16 protein-coding genes are annotated in these 18,876 nt (G+C 63.9%); 12 read left to right on the top strand and 4 right to left on the bottom strand.

The window, feature by feature from the left end; translation table 11 throughout:
* Positions 1-267: 267 nt before the first annotated feature.
* Entirely contained in the window at positions 268-930 is a 663-nt protein-coding gene (locus K0F85_RS02890) for a TetR/AcrR family transcriptional regulator (protein WP_219114444.1), read from the top strand.
* Positions 931-1,018: 88 nt separating this feature from the next.
* Here K0F85_RS02890 and K0F85_RS02895 read toward each other — a convergent pair whose 3' ends face one another.
* Complete coding sequence (locus tag K0F85_RS02895; protein ID WP_219114445.1) at positions 1,019-2,515, bottom strand: acetyl-CoA hydrolase/transferase family protein; 1,497 nt, start codon at positions 2,513-2,515, stop codon at positions 1,019-1,021.
* A 159-nt stretch (positions 2,516-2,674) separates the two neighbouring features.
* On the opposite strand from K0F85_RS02895, the gene K0F85_RS02900 reads away from it, so the two are divergent.
* Positions 2,675-3,568 carry a LysR substrate-binding domain-containing protein gene (locus K0F85_RS02900; protein ID WP_219114446.1) on the top strand — a complete coding sequence of 298 codons (894 nt, stop codon included), beginning with the start codon at positions 2,675-2,677 and terminating at the stop codon, positions 3,566-3,568.
* A 60-nt stretch (positions 3,569-3,628) separates the two neighbouring features.
* Here the strand turns inward: K0F85_RS02900 and fucP are convergent, their stop codons facing one another.
* Positions 3,629-4,933: an L-fucose:H+ symporter permease gene (fucP, locus tag K0F85_RS02905; RefSeq protein ID WP_219114447.1), complete on the bottom strand. Its 1,305-nt coding sequence runs from the start codon at positions 4,931-4,933 to the stop codon at positions 3,629-3,631.
* Between the two features lie 436 nt (positions 4,934-5,369).
* Between fucP and K0F85_RS29185 the strand changes: the two genes are divergently transcribed.
* Positions 5,370-5,603, top strand: a complete 234-nt coding sequence (locus tag K0F85_RS29185) for a DUF3563 family protein (RefSeq protein ID WP_219114448.1) — start codon at positions 5,370-5,372, stop codon at positions 5,601-5,603.
* Positions 5,604-5,714: 111 nt separating this feature from the next.
* A complete protein-coding gene (locus K0F85_RS02915; protein WP_219114449.1) occupies positions 5,715-6,242 on the top strand; it encodes an NADPH-dependent FMN reductase in 528 nt (175 codons plus the stop codon).
* Positions 6,243-6,300: 58 nt separating this feature from the next.
* Here the strand turns inward: K0F85_RS02915 and K0F85_RS02920 are convergent, their stop codons facing one another.
* Positions 6,301-6,522 (bottom strand): hypothetical protein, encoded by a 222-nt coding sequence (locus K0F85_RS02920; RefSeq protein WP_219114511.1) that lies wholly within the window; start codon positions 6,520-6,522, stop codon positions 6,301-6,303.
* Positions 6,523-6,653: 131 nt separating this feature from the next.
* Between K0F85_RS02920 and K0F85_RS02925 the strand changes: the two genes are divergently transcribed.
* From K0F85_RS02925 to K0F85_RS02960, 8 genes are all read left to right on the top strand, one after another.
* Positions 6,654-7,712 (top strand): diguanylate cyclase, encoded by a 1,059-nt coding sequence (locus K0F85_RS02925; RefSeq protein ID WP_219114450.1) that lies wholly within the window; start codon positions 6,654-6,656, stop codon positions 7,710-7,712.
* Between the two features lie 81 nt (positions 7,713-7,793).
* The gene (locus tag K0F85_RS02930; protein ID WP_219114451.1) at positions 7,794-8,810 is read left to right on the top strand and encodes a YafY family protein; all 1,017 of its coding nucleotides are present in this window, start codon (positions 7,794-7,796) and stop codon (positions 8,808-8,810) included.
* Between the two features lie 64 nt (positions 8,811-8,874).
* Positions 8,875-9,288, top strand: coding sequence for a hypothetical protein (locus K0F85_RS02935; RefSeq protein WP_219114452.1), 414 nt, complete (start codon positions 8,875-8,877; stop codon positions 9,286-9,288).
* A gap of 239 nt (positions 9,289-9,527) precedes the next feature.
* Complete coding sequence (locus K0F85_RS02940; RefSeq protein ID WP_219114453.1) at positions 9,528-10,319, top strand: TorF family putative porin; 792 nt, start codon at positions 9,528-9,530, stop codon at positions 10,317-10,319.
* A gap of 57 nt (positions 10,320-10,376) precedes the next feature.
* Positions 10,377-12,455, top strand: a complete 2,079-nt coding sequence (locus K0F85_RS02945; protein WP_219114454.1) for a methyl-accepting chemotaxis protein — start codon at positions 10,377-10,379, stop codon at positions 12,453-12,455.
* Between the two features lie 146 nt (positions 12,456-12,601).
* Positions 12,602-13,195: a hypothetical protein gene (locus K0F85_RS02950; RefSeq protein ID WP_219114455.1), complete on the top strand. Its 594-nt coding sequence runs from the start codon at positions 12,602-12,604 to the stop codon at positions 13,193-13,195.
* Positions 13,196-13,394: 199 nt separating this feature from the next.
* Positions 13,395-14,015, top strand: a complete 621-nt coding sequence (locus K0F85_RS02955) for a hypothetical protein (RefSeq protein ID WP_219114456.1) — start codon at positions 13,395-13,397, stop codon at positions 14,013-14,015.
* Positions 14,016-14,154: 139 nt separating this feature from the next.
* Positions 14,155-15,183: an acyl-CoA dehydrogenase gene (locus tag K0F85_RS02960; protein WP_219114457.1), complete on the top strand. Its 1,029-nt coding sequence runs from the start codon at positions 14,155-14,157 to the stop codon at positions 15,181-15,183.
* Positions 15,184-15,259: 76 nt separating this feature from the next.
* On the opposite strand, the gene K0F85_RS02965 is transcribed toward K0F85_RS02960, so the two are convergent.
* Positions 15,260-18,876 (bottom strand): putative Ig domain-containing protein (locus K0F85_RS02965; protein WP_219114458.1); only part of this gene is annotated, 3,617 nt, incomplete at its 5' end.

Here is an 18,876-nt window from a genome sequence, read left to right on the forward strand (position 1 = left end):
GCCTCGTGGGCCACCGCCGTTGCGCCAAAAAACGCAGTGTAAGCTATCCCGCTATTTTCCGCCCTTTGCCCCCGTTCGCAAAGCCTGGGCAGGCGATTTATGCACCAATCCGGGGCATCGATGGAAAAGTGCCGGGCAAAAAGGGCGAAAAATCGGTCCGCTGTCGCCAAGACCGGACAAAAAACTGAATTGTAACAATGCCAGACACATTGGCAGCGCATCGCCCCCCTATAATTCTTGCTTTCATAGAGTCGCCAGGAAAGAGTCGTGGACAAGAAGTTGACCAATATTCAGGAAAGAAAATTACGCGAGGCCCAGGCGCGGCGCGAGCACATCATCGACGTCGTCAAGGATCTCATCAAGAAGGGCGGCGCGCGCGCCGTCTCCATCCGCAAGGTGGCCGAGGCGGCCGGCTTTTCCACCACCGTCGTATACGCCCTGTTCCGCGACAAGGCCACCCTGATCGCCCAGGCCATGGACAAGGACTTGCTGGAACTGGTGCGCGCCATGCGCACGGCTTGCGCCAGCAGCACTGACCCGTGGGAACGCATCCGCCTGGTCGGCCGCGCCTACATCGAATACGGCTTCCAGCATCCCGACGAGTATTCACTGATCTTCATGGAATTGCGCCCGCATGCGGAGATCGACGCCGTTGACGTCGAGCACGGCAATATCGAGCAGGACCCGTATGCCTATGCGCTGCACCTGTTCGGCGAACTGGCGCAGGCGGGCCAGGTGCGCCAGGACGAGCCGGCGCTGCACACGATGACGCAAATCTTCTGGCAATCGCTGCACGGCCTCGTGTCGCTGCGCATCGTCATGGATGCGGGCGACCCGTGGACACCGCACCTGGAAATGAACGTGCATATCGACGACTTGCTGGCCGTCGTCACGGCAGGCATCGGCCTGCGCTTTGCGCCTGCACACTAACACTTGCTTTGGCGCAAGCGGCGCCAGGTGAAAAAAATGGGCAGGCGCGGTACGACACCGCCCTGCCCTGTCTTGATGCTTGCGCCGCTTACTGCGCTGCCAGCATGCTCTGCGTTTCCTGGTAGCGCGTATGCCACGACAGCGCCTGTTCCAGCAGGTGCGGCGTGTGGCCGCCGCGCTGGCATGCCGCGTCGTAATACGCGCGCAATTGATCGCGGTAATCGGGATGCGTGCAACGCTCGATGATCAACGGCGCCCGTTCGCGCGGCGCCAGGCCACGCAAGTCCGCATAGCCCCACTCAGTGACGAGCACGTCGACGTCATGTTCCGTATGGTCCACATGCGAAACCATGGGCACGACGCTGGAAATGCGTCCGCCCTTGGCCGCCGATTTCGACACGAACATCGACACTTGCCCGTTGCGTGCAAAGTCGCCCGAGCCGCCGATGCCGTTCATCATGTGCGTGCCGCACACGTGCGTGGAATTGACGTTGCCGTAGATATCAAACTCCAGCGCCGTGTTGAGGGCGATGATGCCCAGGCGGCGCACGATTTCCGGATGGTTGCTGATCTCTTGCGGACGCAGCACGATCTTCGAGCGGTAATGGTCGATATTATCCATCAGCTTTTGATGCACGGCGGCCGACAGGGTGATCGACGAGGCCGAGGCAAATGCCAGCTGGCCCGAATCGAGCAACTCGATGGCGCTGTCCTGCAGCACTTCCGAATACATCGTCATGTTCTGGAAGGGCGAACCGATCAGGCCATGCAGCACGGCGTTGGCGATGGTGCCGATGCCCGCCTGCAGGGGCAGCAATTCCGGCCCCATGCGCCCGGCCGCCACTTCGCCTTGCAGGAAGGCGATCACATGGCCGGCGATGGCCTGCGTTTCCGCGTCGGGCGGCAAGGCGTTCGACGGGCTGTCTGGGCTGTCCGTGATGACGATGGCGGCGATGCGGGCGGGGTCGATGGCGATGGCCGTGCTGCCCAGGCGCTGGTCGACGCGCGTGAGCGGGATCGGTTCGCGGCCCGGCAAGCTTTGCGGAATATAGATGTCGTGCAAGCCTTCCAGCGCCAGCGGCGTGGACAGGTTGATTTCGATGATGACTTGCGTGGCCTGCTGGGCGAAAGCGGCGGAATTGCCGACCGACATGGTCGGAATGATGGCGCCGGCCGCCGTGATGGCAGTCGCCTCGATGACGGCGATATCGACGGCAGCCAGGTTGCCCGAACGCAGCTGCTCGGCCGTTTCCGACAGATGCTGGTCGATGAACATGACTTCACCCTTGTTGATCTTGCCGCGCAAGACAGGGTCGACCTGGAACGGCATGCGGCGCGCCAGCACGCCCGCCTCGGCCATCAGGCCATCGCTGCCATTGCCCAGCGAAGCGCCCGTGATCAGGGTCAGGCTCAAGGGGGCTTGCAGGGCGCGCTCTGCCAGCGCGCGCGGCAGGGCCTTGGCGTCGCCGGCGCGGGTAAAGCCGCTCATGCCGACACGCATGCCGTTGTGGAACAATTTGGCTGCCTCATCGGCGCTCATGATTTTGCTGAGCAAGCCCGGGTGGCGGATACGGTCCTCGTACATCGTGATGCTCCTGATATTCTTAATATTCTCAAACTGGATGGCTGTCATACGCCAGCCCCATAAGTCGATTCAGTATAAAATCCTGGCTACATGCATGGCATGAATTAATTTCGCCAAACCCAGTCGATATTTTCATGCTACGCCGAGGCGAGCACCATCTTGGATATCCGTTCCCTGCGCTATTTCGTCGAAACCGTGCGCCTGTCGAGCTTTACGCAGGCGGCCGAATCGCTGCACCTGACCCAGTCCACCATCAGCAAGATGGTGCGCCAGCTGGAAGACGAAGTGGGCGCGCAGCTGCTGGTGCGCGACGGGCGCAAGCTGACCCTGACAGACACGGGCCGCATCGTCTACCAGCACGGGCAGGAAATGCTGGCCAATATGCGCCAGCTGACCCTGGAGGTGCGCGACACCCAGGCCTTGCAGCGCGGCAGCCTGACGGTCGGCATCCCGCCCATGATCAATGTGTTGTTTACACCCGTATTGAAGGCCTTCCGCGCACGCCACCCCCACATCAGCCTGACCCTGCAAGAAGACACGGGCCAGCAGATAGAACGCAAGGTGGCGGCCGGCGAACTGGAAATCGGCATGACGGTGCTGCCGGCCGACCCTGAACTCGACCTCGTGGCAGTGACCATCGCCAGCTACCCGATCTGGGCCCTGGCCGAGCCGGGCACGTTCCAGAAAAAACGCACGACACTGCCCTTCAAGGCGCTGGCCGAGCTGCCGCTGGTACTGTTAAAGGATGATTTCGCCCTCACCCGCAGCCTGCGCCAGCATTTCGCGCAGGCGGGCTTCACGCCGACCATCGCCGCGCAGAGCGGCCAGTGGGACTGGCTGGTAGCGATGGCGTCGGCAGGCCTGGGCGTGGCCCTGCTGCCGGAACCCTTCATCCACCGACTGGCCGGCGAACCATTGGAGGCGGTACGCATCGTCGAGCCGGAGGTGGCATGGCAGGTAGCGCATGTCTGGAGCGGACGCTATCTGTCGCACGCGGCGCGCGCCTGGCTCGAGGTGTGCCAGGACGTATTGGGCACGCCATTCGCGCACTGAGGAAGTGACGCAAAAAAGGGTGGCCGAGGCCACCCTTTTGCTTGATCACGACAGCGCAGCTTACTTGGCGGCGTCGTCGTTGTACATGCTGGCGTATTTCCAGCCGAAGTACAAAATGAAGGTGTAGCACAGGGCCGGCACGAGGAAGGACAGTTGCAGGTTGATGTGATCGGCCAGGAAGCCCTGGATGAATGGCACGATGGCGCCGCCGACGATGGCCATGCACAGGATGCCCGAACCTTGACCCGTTTGCGCGCCCAGCTTGTTCAGAGCCATGCTGAAGATGGTCGGGAACATGATGGAGTTGAACAGGCCGACGGCGATCAAAGCCCACATGGCCGTGTGACCGCTGGAAAACACGGCGACGAGGATCAGCGCGATCACCACGGCGGCGTTGAAGGCCAGGGTCTTGCCAGGGCTGACATAGCGCATCACGGCAAAGCCGACGAAGCGGCCCAGCATGGCGCCACCCCAGTAATAGCTGACGAAATAGGCGGCGTCGGCGTGGCTGAGGCCAGCGATGTTGCTCTCGCCCAGGAAGTTGATCAGGAAGCTGCCGATGCTGACTTCACCGCCCACATACAGGAAGATGGCCAGTGCGCCCAGCACCAGGTGGCGGTGCGACCAGATCGAGACCTTGTGGCCATCCTGCGCCAGGGCTGCGGCATCGTCGGCATGCGAAATCTTCGGCAATTTTGCCAGTGCGAACAGCACGGCCAGTAGCACCAGGGTAGCGGCCAGCACCAGGTAAGGACCTTGCACGGAAGCCGCTTCCTTGGCGCGGTAGGCCAGTTGCTCGGCTGCCGGCAGCAGGTCGAACTGCTGCACCGTCAGCACGGTGCCAGACAAAATCAGCATGCCGCCCAGGGCTGGCGCGACCGTGGTGCCCAGCGCATTGAACGCTTGCGTCAGGGTCAAACGGCTGGACGCCGTCTGCGGGTCGCCCAGCTCCGTCACGTAAGGATTGGCCGCCACTTGCAGTACGGTGATGCCGGCCGCCAGGATGAAGAAGGACAGCAGGAACAGCGCATAACTGCCGGTGGACGCCGGGTAGAACATGGCGCAGCCGGCGGCGGCGATCAGCAAGCCGGCGACGACGCCGCGCTGGTAGCCGATTTTCTTGATCAGCATGCCGGCGGGCAGCGAGACGATGGCGTAGGCGCCAAAGAAGCAGAACTGCACCAGCATCGCCTGGACATAGGTCAAGGTGTAGATCGAGCGCAGATGGGGAATCAGCACATCATTAAGCGAGGTCAGCAGTCCCCACATGAAAAACAGTACCGTGACAATGATCAGGGCGCCCGTATTGTTTTGCGTGCCGGCCTGCGCGGATTGCACGCCCTGGCCTTGCTTTACGTATTCCATACCTTCTCCATTTTTCAATTCCAAGTTGATCTTGCCAGGCATGGAAGCGTTTCCACCCGGGCAGCACCAGAGCGCGCAAGGACCACGCAGATATCAGCGTGGGCCATGACTGCCATCATCGATACGGGGGCAGGCATGGCGTCTCTTGCGCGCGGCAGGCGCACGGCCGACCGTTTCTCGTCGAACGATGTCTTGTGGGCGCGGCACGCCTGCGGCCTGCGTCTGAAAACAACATCCAGAACAAAAACAGTCTTGTAGTAAAACTACGATACTGCGCCCGCATTATGCCTTAAAGCCCCGTATTGCGCAGCTTTCCCGCCTGTTATTTGAAAAATGAATAGCTGACATTTGAAATCAAAAGTAGCCTTATAACTTGAAATCGCTATACTTATATTGCAGTGCAGCACAACGCGGCACGCCACACTAGGAGTCTGCCATGTCTACCGCATTTAGCTATCACACCACACAAAACAGCAATATCGTCGCCACCCTGGTCCACGCCGCCAAACGCGTAGGCGCGTGGCTGAACCATAGCAGCGACCGCCGCGAGCGTGCTTACGAAGAAGCCTATCTGGCCGAATCGACCGACCGTTACGATCTGGAATACCGCATGCGCGAACTGGCCCGCGCCAACCCGCAGCCTAGCTGGATGAGCGGTCTGAGCCGTTAAGAGTGGGGCCGTCCCCAACCACTCATCGCAGTCCATCATAGGCTGTTGCAACATCGATAGCGCCATCCTGCTCGCCTTGCGCTTGAGCACAGGATGGGCTATACAGGCACAATGCAAACACCGATCACCATCCTCGCCATTGCCGGCAGCCTGCGCGCCGCCTCGCTGAACACCGCTCTGCTGCACGCCATCGCGCGGCTTGCCCCACCACAATTCGATATCCGCCTCTATCAGGGACTCGGTGAATTACCGCTGTTCAATCCCGACCTCGACGCCGACAGCCTGCCGGCAGTAACGGGCTTGCGCGACGCCATCCTGGCGGCCGACGTGCTGATGCTGGCCAGCCCCGAATACGCGCATGGCGTGAGCGCTCCCATGAAAAACGCGCTGGACTGGATGGTCGGGAATGAATCGTTCATCGACAAGCCGCTGGTGCTGCTGAACGCCTCGCCGCGCGCCACGCATGCGCAGGCGGCCCTGCGCGAAACGCTGCGCACCATGTCGGCGCGCCTGATCGAGGAGGCCTGCATCAGCCTGCCTCTGCTGGGGTCGGGTCTCGATGCGGACGGCATCGCTGCAGACCCGGCATTGCGCCGGCCCATCCTCGATATGCTGCAGTGCATCAGGTCATTTTCATGACCCTCTGCACGTTTCACTATCAATTCATCTAGTTTTACTACGTACTTCTACGGACCGCTCAGCGCGGGATCATGCCGGTAAACACGTAGGCCTGCAGCATGCTGATGCTGCCGATGATCACGGCAAACAGCAGGCTGTGCTTCAAGGTAAAGCGGAACAGGTCCGATTCCTTGCTCAACGAGATCATCTTCGCCGTCGCGTGGCCCTTGATGCGCCGCGCCGCCAGCCAGCCCGAAGAAGCGCGCACGGCCATGCAAGGCCACATCGATTTCGTGCGCATGCGTGTCACCAGCGAGGCATAAGAGTCACTGGTAGGACCAATCTAACAGGCAGCATGCTAGTGCAACGCGTCGTGCCTTGTCGCAGGGCCGGACAAGAATGGAGTCCCGATTCGCTATCCGACAGGTTTCCATGCATTTGCACCATGCAACTGACGCTATCCGAACGCAGGCGGCGCATTCGCCTCTGGCGCCCGCCTGCGAGACACACGCCTGGCCCTTGCTGTGCCTGCATGCCGGCGCCAGCGCCGTATTTTCCGCCGTGCTGTTGCCGCCCGCCGGCTGGCCACTGGCCCTGGCCTGCTGCCTGCTCACCGTGGCCATGCTGCTGCGGGCCTTGCGCACCTCAGCACTACAGCCTGGCCGCAGCACCGTCTCCGGCAGCGCGCTGCTGATGCTGGACCTGGCCATATTCCTGCTCTGCTATGCCTTGCGCGAAACCGATGCCAGCTGGCACGCGAGCGCCTTTTGCATCCTGCTCGCCGCGCCCTATGCCGGCATCACGCGGCATCTGCTGGGCGGCGCCAGCCTGGCCATCGCGGCGAGCCTGGTCTGGCTCTGTCTGCAAGATGCGCTGCAGGCCGGCAGCGCCGCCACCTTGCTGCTGCTGAACCTGACGGGCATCTGCATCGGCCATGGCCAGCAGCGCCAGCGCCGCGCGCACGTCCTGCAACACGCCATCCTCGCCGAGCAGGCCGTGCGCGACCACCTGACCGGCTGCTACAACCGCCGCTACCTCGATGAACACTTGCTGGACGCCGAACTTGCGCGCTCACAACGCCATGGACTGTGCCTGACGGCCATCCTGTGCGATCTCGACCACTTCAAGCGCATCAACGACGTCCACGGCCATGCCGCAGGCGATGCCGTGCTGCGCGCCTTTGCCGGCCGGCTCGGCAACGCCACGCGCCATGGCATTGACAGTGTGGTGCGCCACGGCGGCGAGGAATTTCTGCTGATCCTGCCTGAAACGGACCTGGCAGGCGGCGTGCGCCTGGCCGAACGCCTGCGCGACGGCCTGGCGCAGCACATCGGCACGACGGCCAGCTTCGGCGTCGCATCCCTCGCGTGCGTGCCCGACAGTCAGGTGCCCGGGGCTGCCGCCCTCGTCGCCGCTGCCGACAAGCTGCTGTACCAGGCCAAGCACGCGGGGCGCAATTGCGTCAGGGCGGCCATGCTGGACGCCCTGTAATTGCTATCGGATCAATGTTACCATTCGTTAACTTATGCACTAATCAGTACACATCCTGCCACAGAATTGAATGGAACCACCATGTCTGAACACGCGCCGCGCCCCTCCACCATCATGCGCCAATGGCAAATGCTGCGCCTGATACCGCCGGCCCCTCGCACCATCACCGCCAACGAATTGCACGACAAACTCAAGGCCATCGACTTCGCCATCGGCGTGCGCACGATCCAGCGCGATTTGCTGGACCTGGCCGAGATATTCCCCCTGACGAATGCCGACAGCAAGCCGTTTGGCTGGTGCTGGATGGAAAATGCAGCGCGCATGGACATGCCGGGCCTGTCGACGCCCGCCGCGCTGACCCTGGCCCTGATGGAACAGCACATGCGCCATGCGCTGCCGCCATCCACCCTCGACAGCATGCAGCCGTACTTCAGCGCGGCGCGCCAGACCCTGAACGCCGCCAGCGCGCGTGCCAGCGCATCCGCCTGGCTGGGCAAGATACGCGTCATCGCTCCCATGCAGCGGCTGCTGGCGCCCGTCATCGACGAAGCTTGCCAGCGCGCCGTGTATGAAGCGCTGATGCAGAGCCGCCAGCTCAAACTGAGCTACAAGAAGCGCGACAACGACAAGCTCGTCAGCTATGACGCCGTCCATCCGCTGGCCATCGTTCAGCGGGGCCAGCTGATCTATCTGGTATGCCTGTTCGCCGACTACAACGACGTGCGCACGCTGGTCTTGCATCGCGTGCAGCAGGCGGAAATCCTCTACCTGCCCGCACGCACGCAGCAGGGCTTCGACATCGACGCCTATATTGCCTCAGGCGCCATGGGCATCCGCGATGGCGAACCGCTGCGCCTCGAAGCCGTGTTTGCGCGGCGCAGCGGCGAGCACCTGTACGAGACGCCGCTGAGCACCGACCAGCAATTGCAGGAACGCGAGGATGGCTCGCTGCACCTGAGCGCCACCGTGCCCAGCACGCGCGAACTGCAATGGTGGTTGCTCGGTCTGGGCGATGGCGTGGAAGTGCTGGCGCCCGCCGCGCTGCGCGAACAGATGAAAAGCACCATCGCCAGCATGGCCAGCCGCTACGCCAGCTAACGACGGGGCCCTGGCGGCGGCAAAAACTGCTACCATCGCGCGCCGCCACTCCTTTCGCCCGCACATGACCGTCCTCAGCCACACCCATCCGCTGGTGCGCCAGCTGGAAACCGACTTGCTGCCCCTGTTCCACGCCGCCCTGCCGCCACTCGCCGCCGCCGCGCCACAGGTGCTCGCCTCCGTGTTCGCCTTTTCCAGCGGCACGGCCAGCGCCTTCCAGGATTATCATTTCGGCATTTCCTGCCTGTGCGAGGAAGTGCCCGACGACCAGCCAGAGGAAGTGGCCCTGCTGGTCAGCGTCTCTGGCCTTGAGGCCAGCGCCCGGCTGAGCGCCAAGGTCGTCTGGGGTCAGCCCTCGGGCCTGGTGGAAATGCAGGCCGAACTGCAGGCTGGCGAGCTGCAGGCCTTGCATGCTGCCCTGCCCGGCCTGCTGGCCTGCTTGCAACAGGCAGCCAGCCGTGGCAGGCCGGGAATATGACAGGCGCATGAAAAAGTTCCAGGAAACAACAACTTACGATTTCCGCAGCGTAACTTTATTGACTTCCACTACTCCAACAGCCTATCCTTTCAGTTACGTTTGGTGAGAATGTATGCATGTTCATGCGGGCATGCAGACGGCATCGCCTTGCTTCCTCAAAAGTCCATTCCGCATTTTTATTGCAACATTCATGGCAACGCGCTGGACAGCCGTTGCCAGCAAATACGGAGCCGACTGCCATGCCATCGAAGCACCATTTTCCGACACTATCCTTGCTGGGCTGCCTCTTCCTGCTGGCCGCCGTGCCCGCGCAAGCCCAGACCGCCGACAGCCCTGCCGCCACCTTCAGCGTCAACGCCAGCCTCAGCTCGCAATACATTTCACGCGGTTTTCGCCAGACCTGGGGCAAGCCTGCCGTGCAGGCGGGTGCCGACTACGTGCACCCCAGCGGCTGGTCGCTCGGCACCTGGGCTTCCACCGTCAGCGACCGCTATGTCCAGGATGCGAGCATCGAATGGGACCTGTACGGCGGCTACGGCGGCACGGTGGGTGAGCTGGGCTACAGCGTGCTGGCGTATTATTACAAGTATCCGGGTGCCGTGTACCGCGCCACGGGCGTCAAGTACGACTATGGCGAACTGTCGCTGGGCCTGAGCTACAAGATGCTGTACGCCAAGTACAACCATACCGTCACGCCCGACTTCTTCGGCATCACCAATGCGCGCGGCACGGGCTACCTGGACGTGGGCGCGAATGTCGACCTGGGCAATGCCTGGACCTTGAACTTGCACGCCGGCGATGGGCGGGTGGCGGGCACCGGCAATGCCATCTGGAACTGGCGCGACGCCAAGGTCGGCGTCACCAGGGCCTTCGACGGCGGCTGGAGCGCCAGCGCCGCCGTGACGCGGGCGTGGGGCGCCACCGATGCCTACGACCATTACACACTCGGCATCCCGAATGCGGCCGGCCAGTTCGACACGTCGAACCCTGCCGCGACCACGCTGGTCGTGGCCATCAGCAAGACGTTCTAGGCGCATCATGCGCGCCGCCGATGACAGAGATCCCCCAGCCTACCAAGGAACAGCCTCATGCAACTTTCACTCAACAGTAAAATCTGCGTCGCCGCCACCGCGCTCGCCATCCTCAGCCTGGGCGTCACGGCGGCGGTGATCGGCTACAAGAGCAGCGCCAACGCCGAGGCGGCCGCGCTGGACCTGGCGCGCACGTCGGCACGCGAAGTGGCGGGCGCGCTGCAGGCGCGCATCTCCAGCAACCTGGCCAGCGTCTCCAGCCTGGCCGGCGCCATGCGCGGCACCAAAAGCGCCAGCCTGCCCATGCAGCGCGAACAGATCAATGAACTGACCAAGGCGACCTTGACCAGCTCGGAGGACTTGCTGGGCGCGGCCGTGACGTGGGAGCCGAACGCGCTCGACGGCAAGGATGCGGAATTTGCCGACCAGAAGCCTAACTATGACGCCAGCGGCCGCTTCATGCCCTACTGGACGCGTGGCGCCGGCGGCAAGCTGCAAGTCGAACCCATCGTCTTCGACCCGAAACCGGGCGCCAACGACTGGTATGACGTCCCCAAGCGCACCGGCAAGACCTACTTTACGGAACCGTATATCTACCCCGTCGATGGCAAGGATGTGCTGATGGCCTCGCTGGTGGCGCCCATCATGATCGACGGCAGCTTCAAGGGCACGGCGAGCGCCGACTTCATGCTCACGCGCCTGGCAAAAATCCTGGCCGACCTGAAGGTGATCGAGGGCGGCAAGCTGGCCCTGATCTCGAACGGGGGCCTGTACGCCAGCCATCCCGGGCCTGAACGGCTGGGCAAGAAGGCGGACGACGTGCCTGCGGCCGGCCTGGAAAAGGTGCGCCAGGGACAGCCGTATGAATACGAGGATGGCCAGGGTTACATCCATTTGCTGCAGCCGCTGCAGATCCACCCGGATATCGCGCCCTGGAGCGTGGAACTGAGCTTCCCGAAAAGCGTGGCCACCGCCTCGGCGCGCGAGCTGATGACTTACACCCTGATCGTGGCCCTGCTGTGCGCGGCAGCCACGGCCGGCATCTTGATCCTCGTCGTCAACCAGCTGACGCGCCCGCTGCGCACCCTGGGCCGCACCATGACAGACCTGTCCAGCGGCGACGCAGACCTGCGCGTCAAGCTGGAAGTCAAGGGCACCGACGAACTGGCCGTCATCGGCAAGGGTTTCAACCAGTTCGTGGAAAAGATCCACGCCGTGCTGCTGCAAGTGCAAGCCAGTGCCGACAACGTGGCGCGCGCCAGCGCGGAAATTGCGCAAGGCAATAACGACCTGTCGGCACGCACGGAGCAGCAAGCCAGTTCGCTGGAAGAAACGGCCGCCTCGGTGGAAGAACTGACGGGCACCGTCAAGGAAAACGCCGACCATGCGCGCCAGGCGAATCAATTGGCCGCTTCCGCGTCCAGCGTGGCGCAAAAGAGCGGCGAAGTGGTCGGCAAGGTGATAGAAACCATGACCTCGATCAATGACTCCTCGAACAAGATCGTCGACATCATCAGCGTCATCGATGGCATCGCCTTCCAGACGAATATCCTGGCCTTGAACGCGGCCGTGGAAGCGGCGCGCGCGGGCGAACAGGGACGCGGTTTCGCCGTTGTCGCCACGGAAGTGCGCAACCTGGCGCAACGCTCCGCGGCAGCTGCCAAGGAAATCAAGCTGCTGATCGACGACTCCGTCGGCAAGGTGGCCGCCGGCAGCAAGCTCGTCGACGAAGCGGGCGCCACCATGGAGCAGGTGGTCGACAGCGTGCGCAAGGTCACCGCCATCATGGCCGACATCAGCGTTGCCACCACCGAGCAAAGCGACGGCATCGCCCAGGTCAACCAGGCGCTGGCGCAGATGGATGGCGTGACGCAGCAAAACGCGGCCCTCGTCGAGGAAGCGGCAGCGGCCGCCGAAAGCCTGCAAGACCAGGCCAGCCACCTGGCCGAGGTGGTCAGCGTGTTCAAGCTGGGCGAGCAGGTGCGCCAGGCGGCACCGGCAGCAAGCGTGGCTGCGCCGCGCGCCGTGGTGCCAAAAGCACCGGCTCCCGCCAAGCGCCTCGCCGTTACCAAGCCGCAAGCAACGCAGCGCGCGGCCGCCCAGGCCCCGGCTGGCGACGACTGGGAAGAGTTTTAAGCGGAGCGGGGCGACGCCGGGCCGCGAAGACCCGCTCTTCGCGGGCGGCGCAGCAGCATGGTGAGTTTTCGTGAGTTTCTGCAGTGAAATATTTCGTATAATCTGGCGCGCTTGCGGCACGCCACTTTGTCGATTATTGGAAACACATGAAAAAAACCCTCGCAGTACTTACTTCTTCCACGCTGCTGGCCGCTTGCGGCGGCGGCGCGTCCACTCCTGCCGAGCAAACCGCAGCCCCCCTGTCCGTCTATGCAGGCAGCTGGCAAACTCCCTGCCAGGACAAGGCGCTCGAGACGATGACCATCACCAGCAAAGCCGATGGCAGCCTGGAGATCGCCGACAAGATCGAGCACTTCGACACCGCAGACTGTTCCGGCACGCCATTTGCCACCCAAAGCCCCTCTGCCACATCCAGCATTAGCTATGGCAGCACGGCCGAGGTGCAGGTCCAGCTTAATCCTGCTGGCGCCACGACCGCCACCCGCATCGACAAAATCACGCTCAACAGTCCCGCCTATACGAACGTATTCACCGGCAAGGACCTGCGCTATTCCGTCGAGCTGGGTGAGCCGGCCTGGTGCGTCATTCACCCGGACAGGCCACGCTCCTGCGTCGCCGACGCGAGTGCGGAACCTGCCAGCACGCAAACGGGTGGCTTGTACCTGCAGGGCAACAAACTGTATCTGCTACTGCCTGATGCAGCTGTCTACAAGACAAACTTCGTCTTGACCCGCAAGTAAGCGCGCTGCGCCAGATGCCACCACCAGCCGGGCTGGCATCTGGCATGACCGTCCACCTGATGCAGGTGCGTACTGTTCGGAAAGATATTGATCCAAATCAAGTCACCAATAGATTCGGTGAGAATTGCCCCCCCATCCGCCCTCCTATAATCAGGCCGCGCTTACGGCACGCATCGCTGCCGGATGAAAAGGACCATGCATGAAAAAAGTATTGGCGGTATTGGCCAGCTCGGCCGCAGCACTCCTGAGCGGCTGCGGTGGTGGCGGTAGCGGCTCGACACAGCAACTTGCCGGCGATTCCGGCACCACCTCGCCTTTGGCCGCGTATATCGGCACGTGGCAGTCGGCCTGCGACAATCACGACCGCCAATTGCTCGTCATCGCATTCAAGAGCGACGGCAGCGGTGCGCTGGAACTGACGCCGACCGGCGAAACCTACTTCAAGGCCGATTGCTCCGGTGCCGTCATCGCGACAGACGGCATGAGCGCAAAGGTCACCGGCAAGCCGGACGGGACAGCCGACATGCTGATCAGGCTGGCGGAAAATGCCGCGCCAACGAGCTTGCGCGTCGATAAAATCACCTCGTCGGTCCCGGCCTATTCCTTCACGCGCAGCGGCACCGGCGTGAAATATGTGCTGCGAGGAAACCAGCCGCAGTGGTGCGTCGACGTGGACAATGGCGAATCTTGCCTGTGGGACGAAGGCATGCAGCCGGCGCTAAGCGTCCCCGGCGGACTGTCCTTGCGCGGCAACGACCTGTACACGGTGATGCTGGACAAGGGCGCGTATGTCCTGGACATGCACTACGTAAAAAAATAGGCGGGTGAACAGCTGCGGGGCTGCCCGGCCCTGCGGCGGCGGCCACAGCATGGACGCGTGGCCGTGAGCGGGTGTCTGTGCAGAATTGAACATACATTGCGAAAATAAAAAGCTATCCTGTAAAAAACAGGAGCTTGCCATGTCATACCCTGCCTTCACCCTGCCTTCCCACGCTGCACTGGAAGCCCTGCTGCAGCCTCAGGACAGCGCTTTCCACCCCATCGAAGGCTTGCGGCGTTTGCGTGACGCGGGACTGGACCAGCTGCCCCTGCCCGGCCACGGCGCCACCTTGCAGCGCTGGCAAATGCTGGCCGCCATTGCCGCCATCGACCTGTCCCTGCTCAAGCTGTATGAAGGCCATACCGATGCGCTCGCCATCCTGGCGGAAATCGGTGGCCCCGACGTGCCAGCCGGCAGCAGCTGGGGCGTCTGGTGCGCGGACCTGCCGGGGGCGCGCGTCCGCTTGCGGCAAACGACCGAGGGCCGCCATGTGCTCGATGGCCGCAAGGCCTGGTGTGCCGGGGCGAAGGGCCTCAGCCATGCCTTGATCGGCTGCTGGGACGGCGATGGCCAGGCTTGCCTGGCTTCCGTGGCACTGTCGCAACAGGGTGTGCACGTCACGAATGAAGGCTGGCAAGCCATTGGCATGCCTGCCTGCGCCAGCGTCGACGTGACTTTTTCCGCCGCGCGCGCCTTTCCCGTGGCCGCGCCGGGAGCGTACCTTCAGCGCCCCGGCTTCTGGCATGGCGGCGCCGGCATCGCGGCCGCCTGGTATGGCGCGGCCTGCGCCGTCGCCAGCCACCTGCATGCACGCGCGCAACACGCCGCGCCCGACCCCATCCGCCTGGCACAACTGGGGCAAATCGATTGCGCGCTGCGCGCCACCGGCGCCCTGCTGCGCGAAGGCGCGGCCGAGATCGACGCACAGCCGCAGCGCGACGCCATGGGCCTGGCGCTGCGCCTGCGCCTGGCAGCGGAAGATACCGCCACCCTGGTCTTGCACCTAGCCACGCGGGCGCTGGGCGCCGGCCCCTTGTGCCGCGATGCCCGCTTCGCGCGCCTGGCGGCCGACCTGCCCATCTATCTGCGCCAGAGCCATGCGGAACGCGACCAGGCCCTGCTGGGCGGCATTGTCGCCGGCGCCGAGGAGCATCCGTGGATGCTGTGACAGCGCGCCGGTAAAAAAATCGCCAGCCCGGATTGACTCCGGGCCGGCGATCTGGTCTTGCCTGCTGCCTGGCTGATTACTTGAGCGGCATGGCGATGCCGAACATCACCGACTGGGTCCGCCCGCTATCGATGTTCAGATTGCTGTTGTAGTCCAGCGTAATGGTCATGCCATTCGACAGCAGCAGCTTCACGCCCAGCCCCGCCGTCCAGTTGCCTGTCTGCTGCGGCAACGTGCGGATCACGTACACGGGACCATCGGCCACCAGGTCGGCATATGCCATGCGTGCATCATCGGCGCCCTGGAACTGGTGCCGGTACTCGAGCCGCGCGCGCGGGAACCACGTGCCCAGGCCGCCCACATAGATGCCTTCGGCCCGCACACCCAGCGCGCCGATGCGCGAACGCACGGTTTGCTTGAAGTAGCTCAAGGCGTTGATGCCCGCCGCTTTTTCCGTGTACGGATCGAGCTTGGCCGACATCAGTTCCACGCGGCCGTATGGCGACCACATCCAGGTCTCATGGCGCATCTCGATACCGCCTACAACAGCGCCGAACACCTGCTTCCCGTCGCGTTCACCGGTGGCGAAACCGCTGCCATCGCTCAGGTAACGCGAGGCGTCGTATTGCAAGGTGCCGTAGCCGAGCACGCCGTCAAGGAAAACGCCCTTGCTTGGACGCAGGCTGCCATACACGGCCGCCACGGCGCTGTCGGCCGTGCTGCGGCTGCCGTTCTGGCCCACATCGCTGCGGTCATGGCTGAAACCGGCACCCACGCCCAGGGTCGCCAGATCGCTGAGGCGATAATCGCCGCCCACGCTCACGCCGTTCGTGCGGAAACGGAAGCCCGTGTCGCGGCCATTCACATAGTGCTGGCCGAAGTCGACCGCGCCACCAAGCCACAGCGACAAGGCCTGCTTCTGCGTGTCCGGCTTTTGCGGCATGTCCGGCAAGCCATTCGTAGCCAGGCTGACATCGGCGCCGCCCGCCTTGTCGCTACTGAAACCACTATCATGCTGGCGCAGCGAAGCCTTGCGCATGAACGGTTTCACGGCCGTGCCGAACACGCGGTCCGCTTCCTGCTCCTGCCAGCGCGCCAGTGCCGCCGTCGGGTTGCCACTGTCGTTTGGCGGCGTCAGGCTCAGGCCAAAGTTTGATCTTCCCCAGCCATCGCCATGCAGGCTTTCCAGGCGCTGCGTGAAATTCGACAGCTGCGCGCTGGCGAAACGCCGCGCCGCATCGGCTTGCGCCGCCTGCAGGCCGATCACTTCCGGATCGACCGACGGGTCGCGGCGCGCCGTCACGGTCACGTTGACCACGCCCGGCTTCGAGGTGGCAAAGGCATTGCTCAGGGTGTAGCTGACGACGGCCGCGCCGGCAAACTTGCCCGAGGCCGCAAAGCTCAGTTGGTACGCTGGTTTGCCTGCCGTACCTACGTCGCGCACCACCGCCTTGCCCGCCTCCGCCGGCGTGACGCTGAGCACATTGGCCGCCGTGAACGGACCGCCCGTGGCGCCCGCCGTCAGGTCGACCGTCACCGTCAGCCCGGCCACCACCGTGGCGCTCTGGCTGGCCACTTGCGGCATCGGATTGACGCTGATGGTCGCGTTCACCGGCGCCGAGGTGCCGAACACGTTCGACACGGTGTAGCCGATACTGATGTCGCCGCTGGTATTGATGCCTGGCGTGTAGACGATGTCCAGGCCATTGACGACTGCCGTGCCGCTGGCTGGCTGCGTGGTGATGGCCACTGCCGTGAACGGCCCGCCGCTGGCGCCTTGCGTCACAGGCAGGGTCACCGGCGTGCCGGCCAGTACCGTCGCCATCTTGGCGACAGGTAACGGCACCGGTTGCGGCGCCACCGTCAGGCTGAACGTGGCCGGCGCCGATACGCCACCGGCGCCTGTCAGCGTATAGCTGAAGCTGTCCGGACCAAAGTAATCCTTGTTCGGCGTATAGGTGACGATGAAGCGGGTAACAGCAGGCGCCGCAGCAGGCGCCGCAGCAGCGACACTGCGCGCCATGCTTGCCATGCGTGCGGAAGAAACAATATCGACCCGTCCGTGGCTAGGTGGCGTGACGATGGTCACCGCCGTAATGGGACTGCCGTCGGCGGCATCAATGGTCAGGCTCACTTCCTGGTTGGCCGAGGTCGCCGCCACCTCATTGACCACGGGAGGCGGCGCCTGGCTCACCTGCAGGGTCAACGCCTGCTGCACGCTGAACTGGTGCGCGTCCACCGCACGTAGCGTGAAAGCGAAGCTGCCAAAGGCGCTTGGTGTGCCGCTCAGCACGCCGCTGGCAGCATCGAGCACCAGGCCTGCAGGCAAGGCCCCGCTGCTGACCGAATATGCATACGGCGCGACGCCGCCGGCAGCCGTGAACTGCTGGCTGTAGGCGTCACCGGCGCGTATCGCCACCAGACTACCCGGCGTCAGGGTCAGGGTCGGTGCCGCCACTGCCAGGGTATAGCTGTTGCTGGCGCTGAACGGCGCGCCCACGCCCGTGCTGCTGTCGCTGGCGCGCAGGCTGAAGGTGAAGCTGCCCGCCACATTCGTCGTGCCGGACAGCACGCCCGTGGCCGTGTTCAGGCTCAAGCCGGCAGGCAGGCTGCCGCTGCTGACGCTAAAAGTGTAAGGCGCCGTGCCGCCTGCTGCCGTCAGGGTAGCGCTGTATGGCGCTTCCGCAAGTGGATTGGGCAAGGTGGCCGGCGTCAGGCTGAGCGTGGCCGAGGAAACCACGATGGTATAGCTTTGCGTGCCGGTAAACAGATGCGCATCGGCCGCTTGCACGGTCAGGGTGAAACTGCCCCCCGCCGTCGGCGTGCCGCTCAGCAAACCACTGCTGTTCAGGGTGAGACCGGCCGGCAGGCTGCCGCTCGACACCGTATAGGCATACGGACCGACACCGCCGCTGGCCGTCAATTGCTGGCTGTATGCCGTGGCCACTGTCGCTGCCGGCAGCGTGCCCGGCGTTACCGCGATCACCGGCGCACCGACGCTCACGGTATAGCTGTTGCTGGCGCTGAACGGCGCACCCACGCCCGTGCTGCTGTCGCTGGCGCGCAGGCTGAAGGTGAAGCTGCCTGCCACGTTCGTCGTGCCGGACAGCACGCCCGTGGCCGTGTTCAGGCTCAAGCCGGCAGGCAGGCTGCCGCTGCTGACGCTAAATGTGTAAGGCGCCGTGCCGCCTGCTGCCGTCAGGGTAGCGCTGTAAGGCGCTTCCGCCAGTGGATTGGGCAAGGTGGCCGGCGTCAGGCTGACACTGGGAACGCTCACCGTTACTGTCACGGTAGCTTGCACCGAAGTGCCGCCGCTATTGCTGGCCGTGTAGGTAAAGCTGTCTGGCCCGGAATACCCTGCCGTCGGCGTGTAGCTGATGCTGGTGCCGCTGACCGTCGCCGTGCCATGCGCGGCGACGGACGCCACGGCCACCGACGTCGCCGCGCCGCCGCTCAAAGTCAGCGGGATCACGGTGGCGCTGCTGCCATAGGCCACCGTGGCACTGACATTGCCGGCAATGGGCGCGTTGGGCGTCACCGTGATCGTCACGGTAGCTTGCGCCGAAGTGCCGCCGCTATTGCTGGCCGTGTAGGTGAAGCTGTCTGACCCGGAATACCCTGCCGTCGGCGTGTAGCTGATACTGGTGCCGCTGACCGTCGCCGTGCCATGGCTGGCGGCGGATGCCAGGGCCA

The sequence above is a fragment of the Janthinobacterium sp. UMAB-56 genome (genome assembly GCF_900095265.1).
In the GTDB taxonomy this organism is placed as follows: domain Bacteria; phylum Pseudomonadota; class Gammaproteobacteria; order Burkholderiales; family Burkholderiaceae_D; genus Janthinobacterium.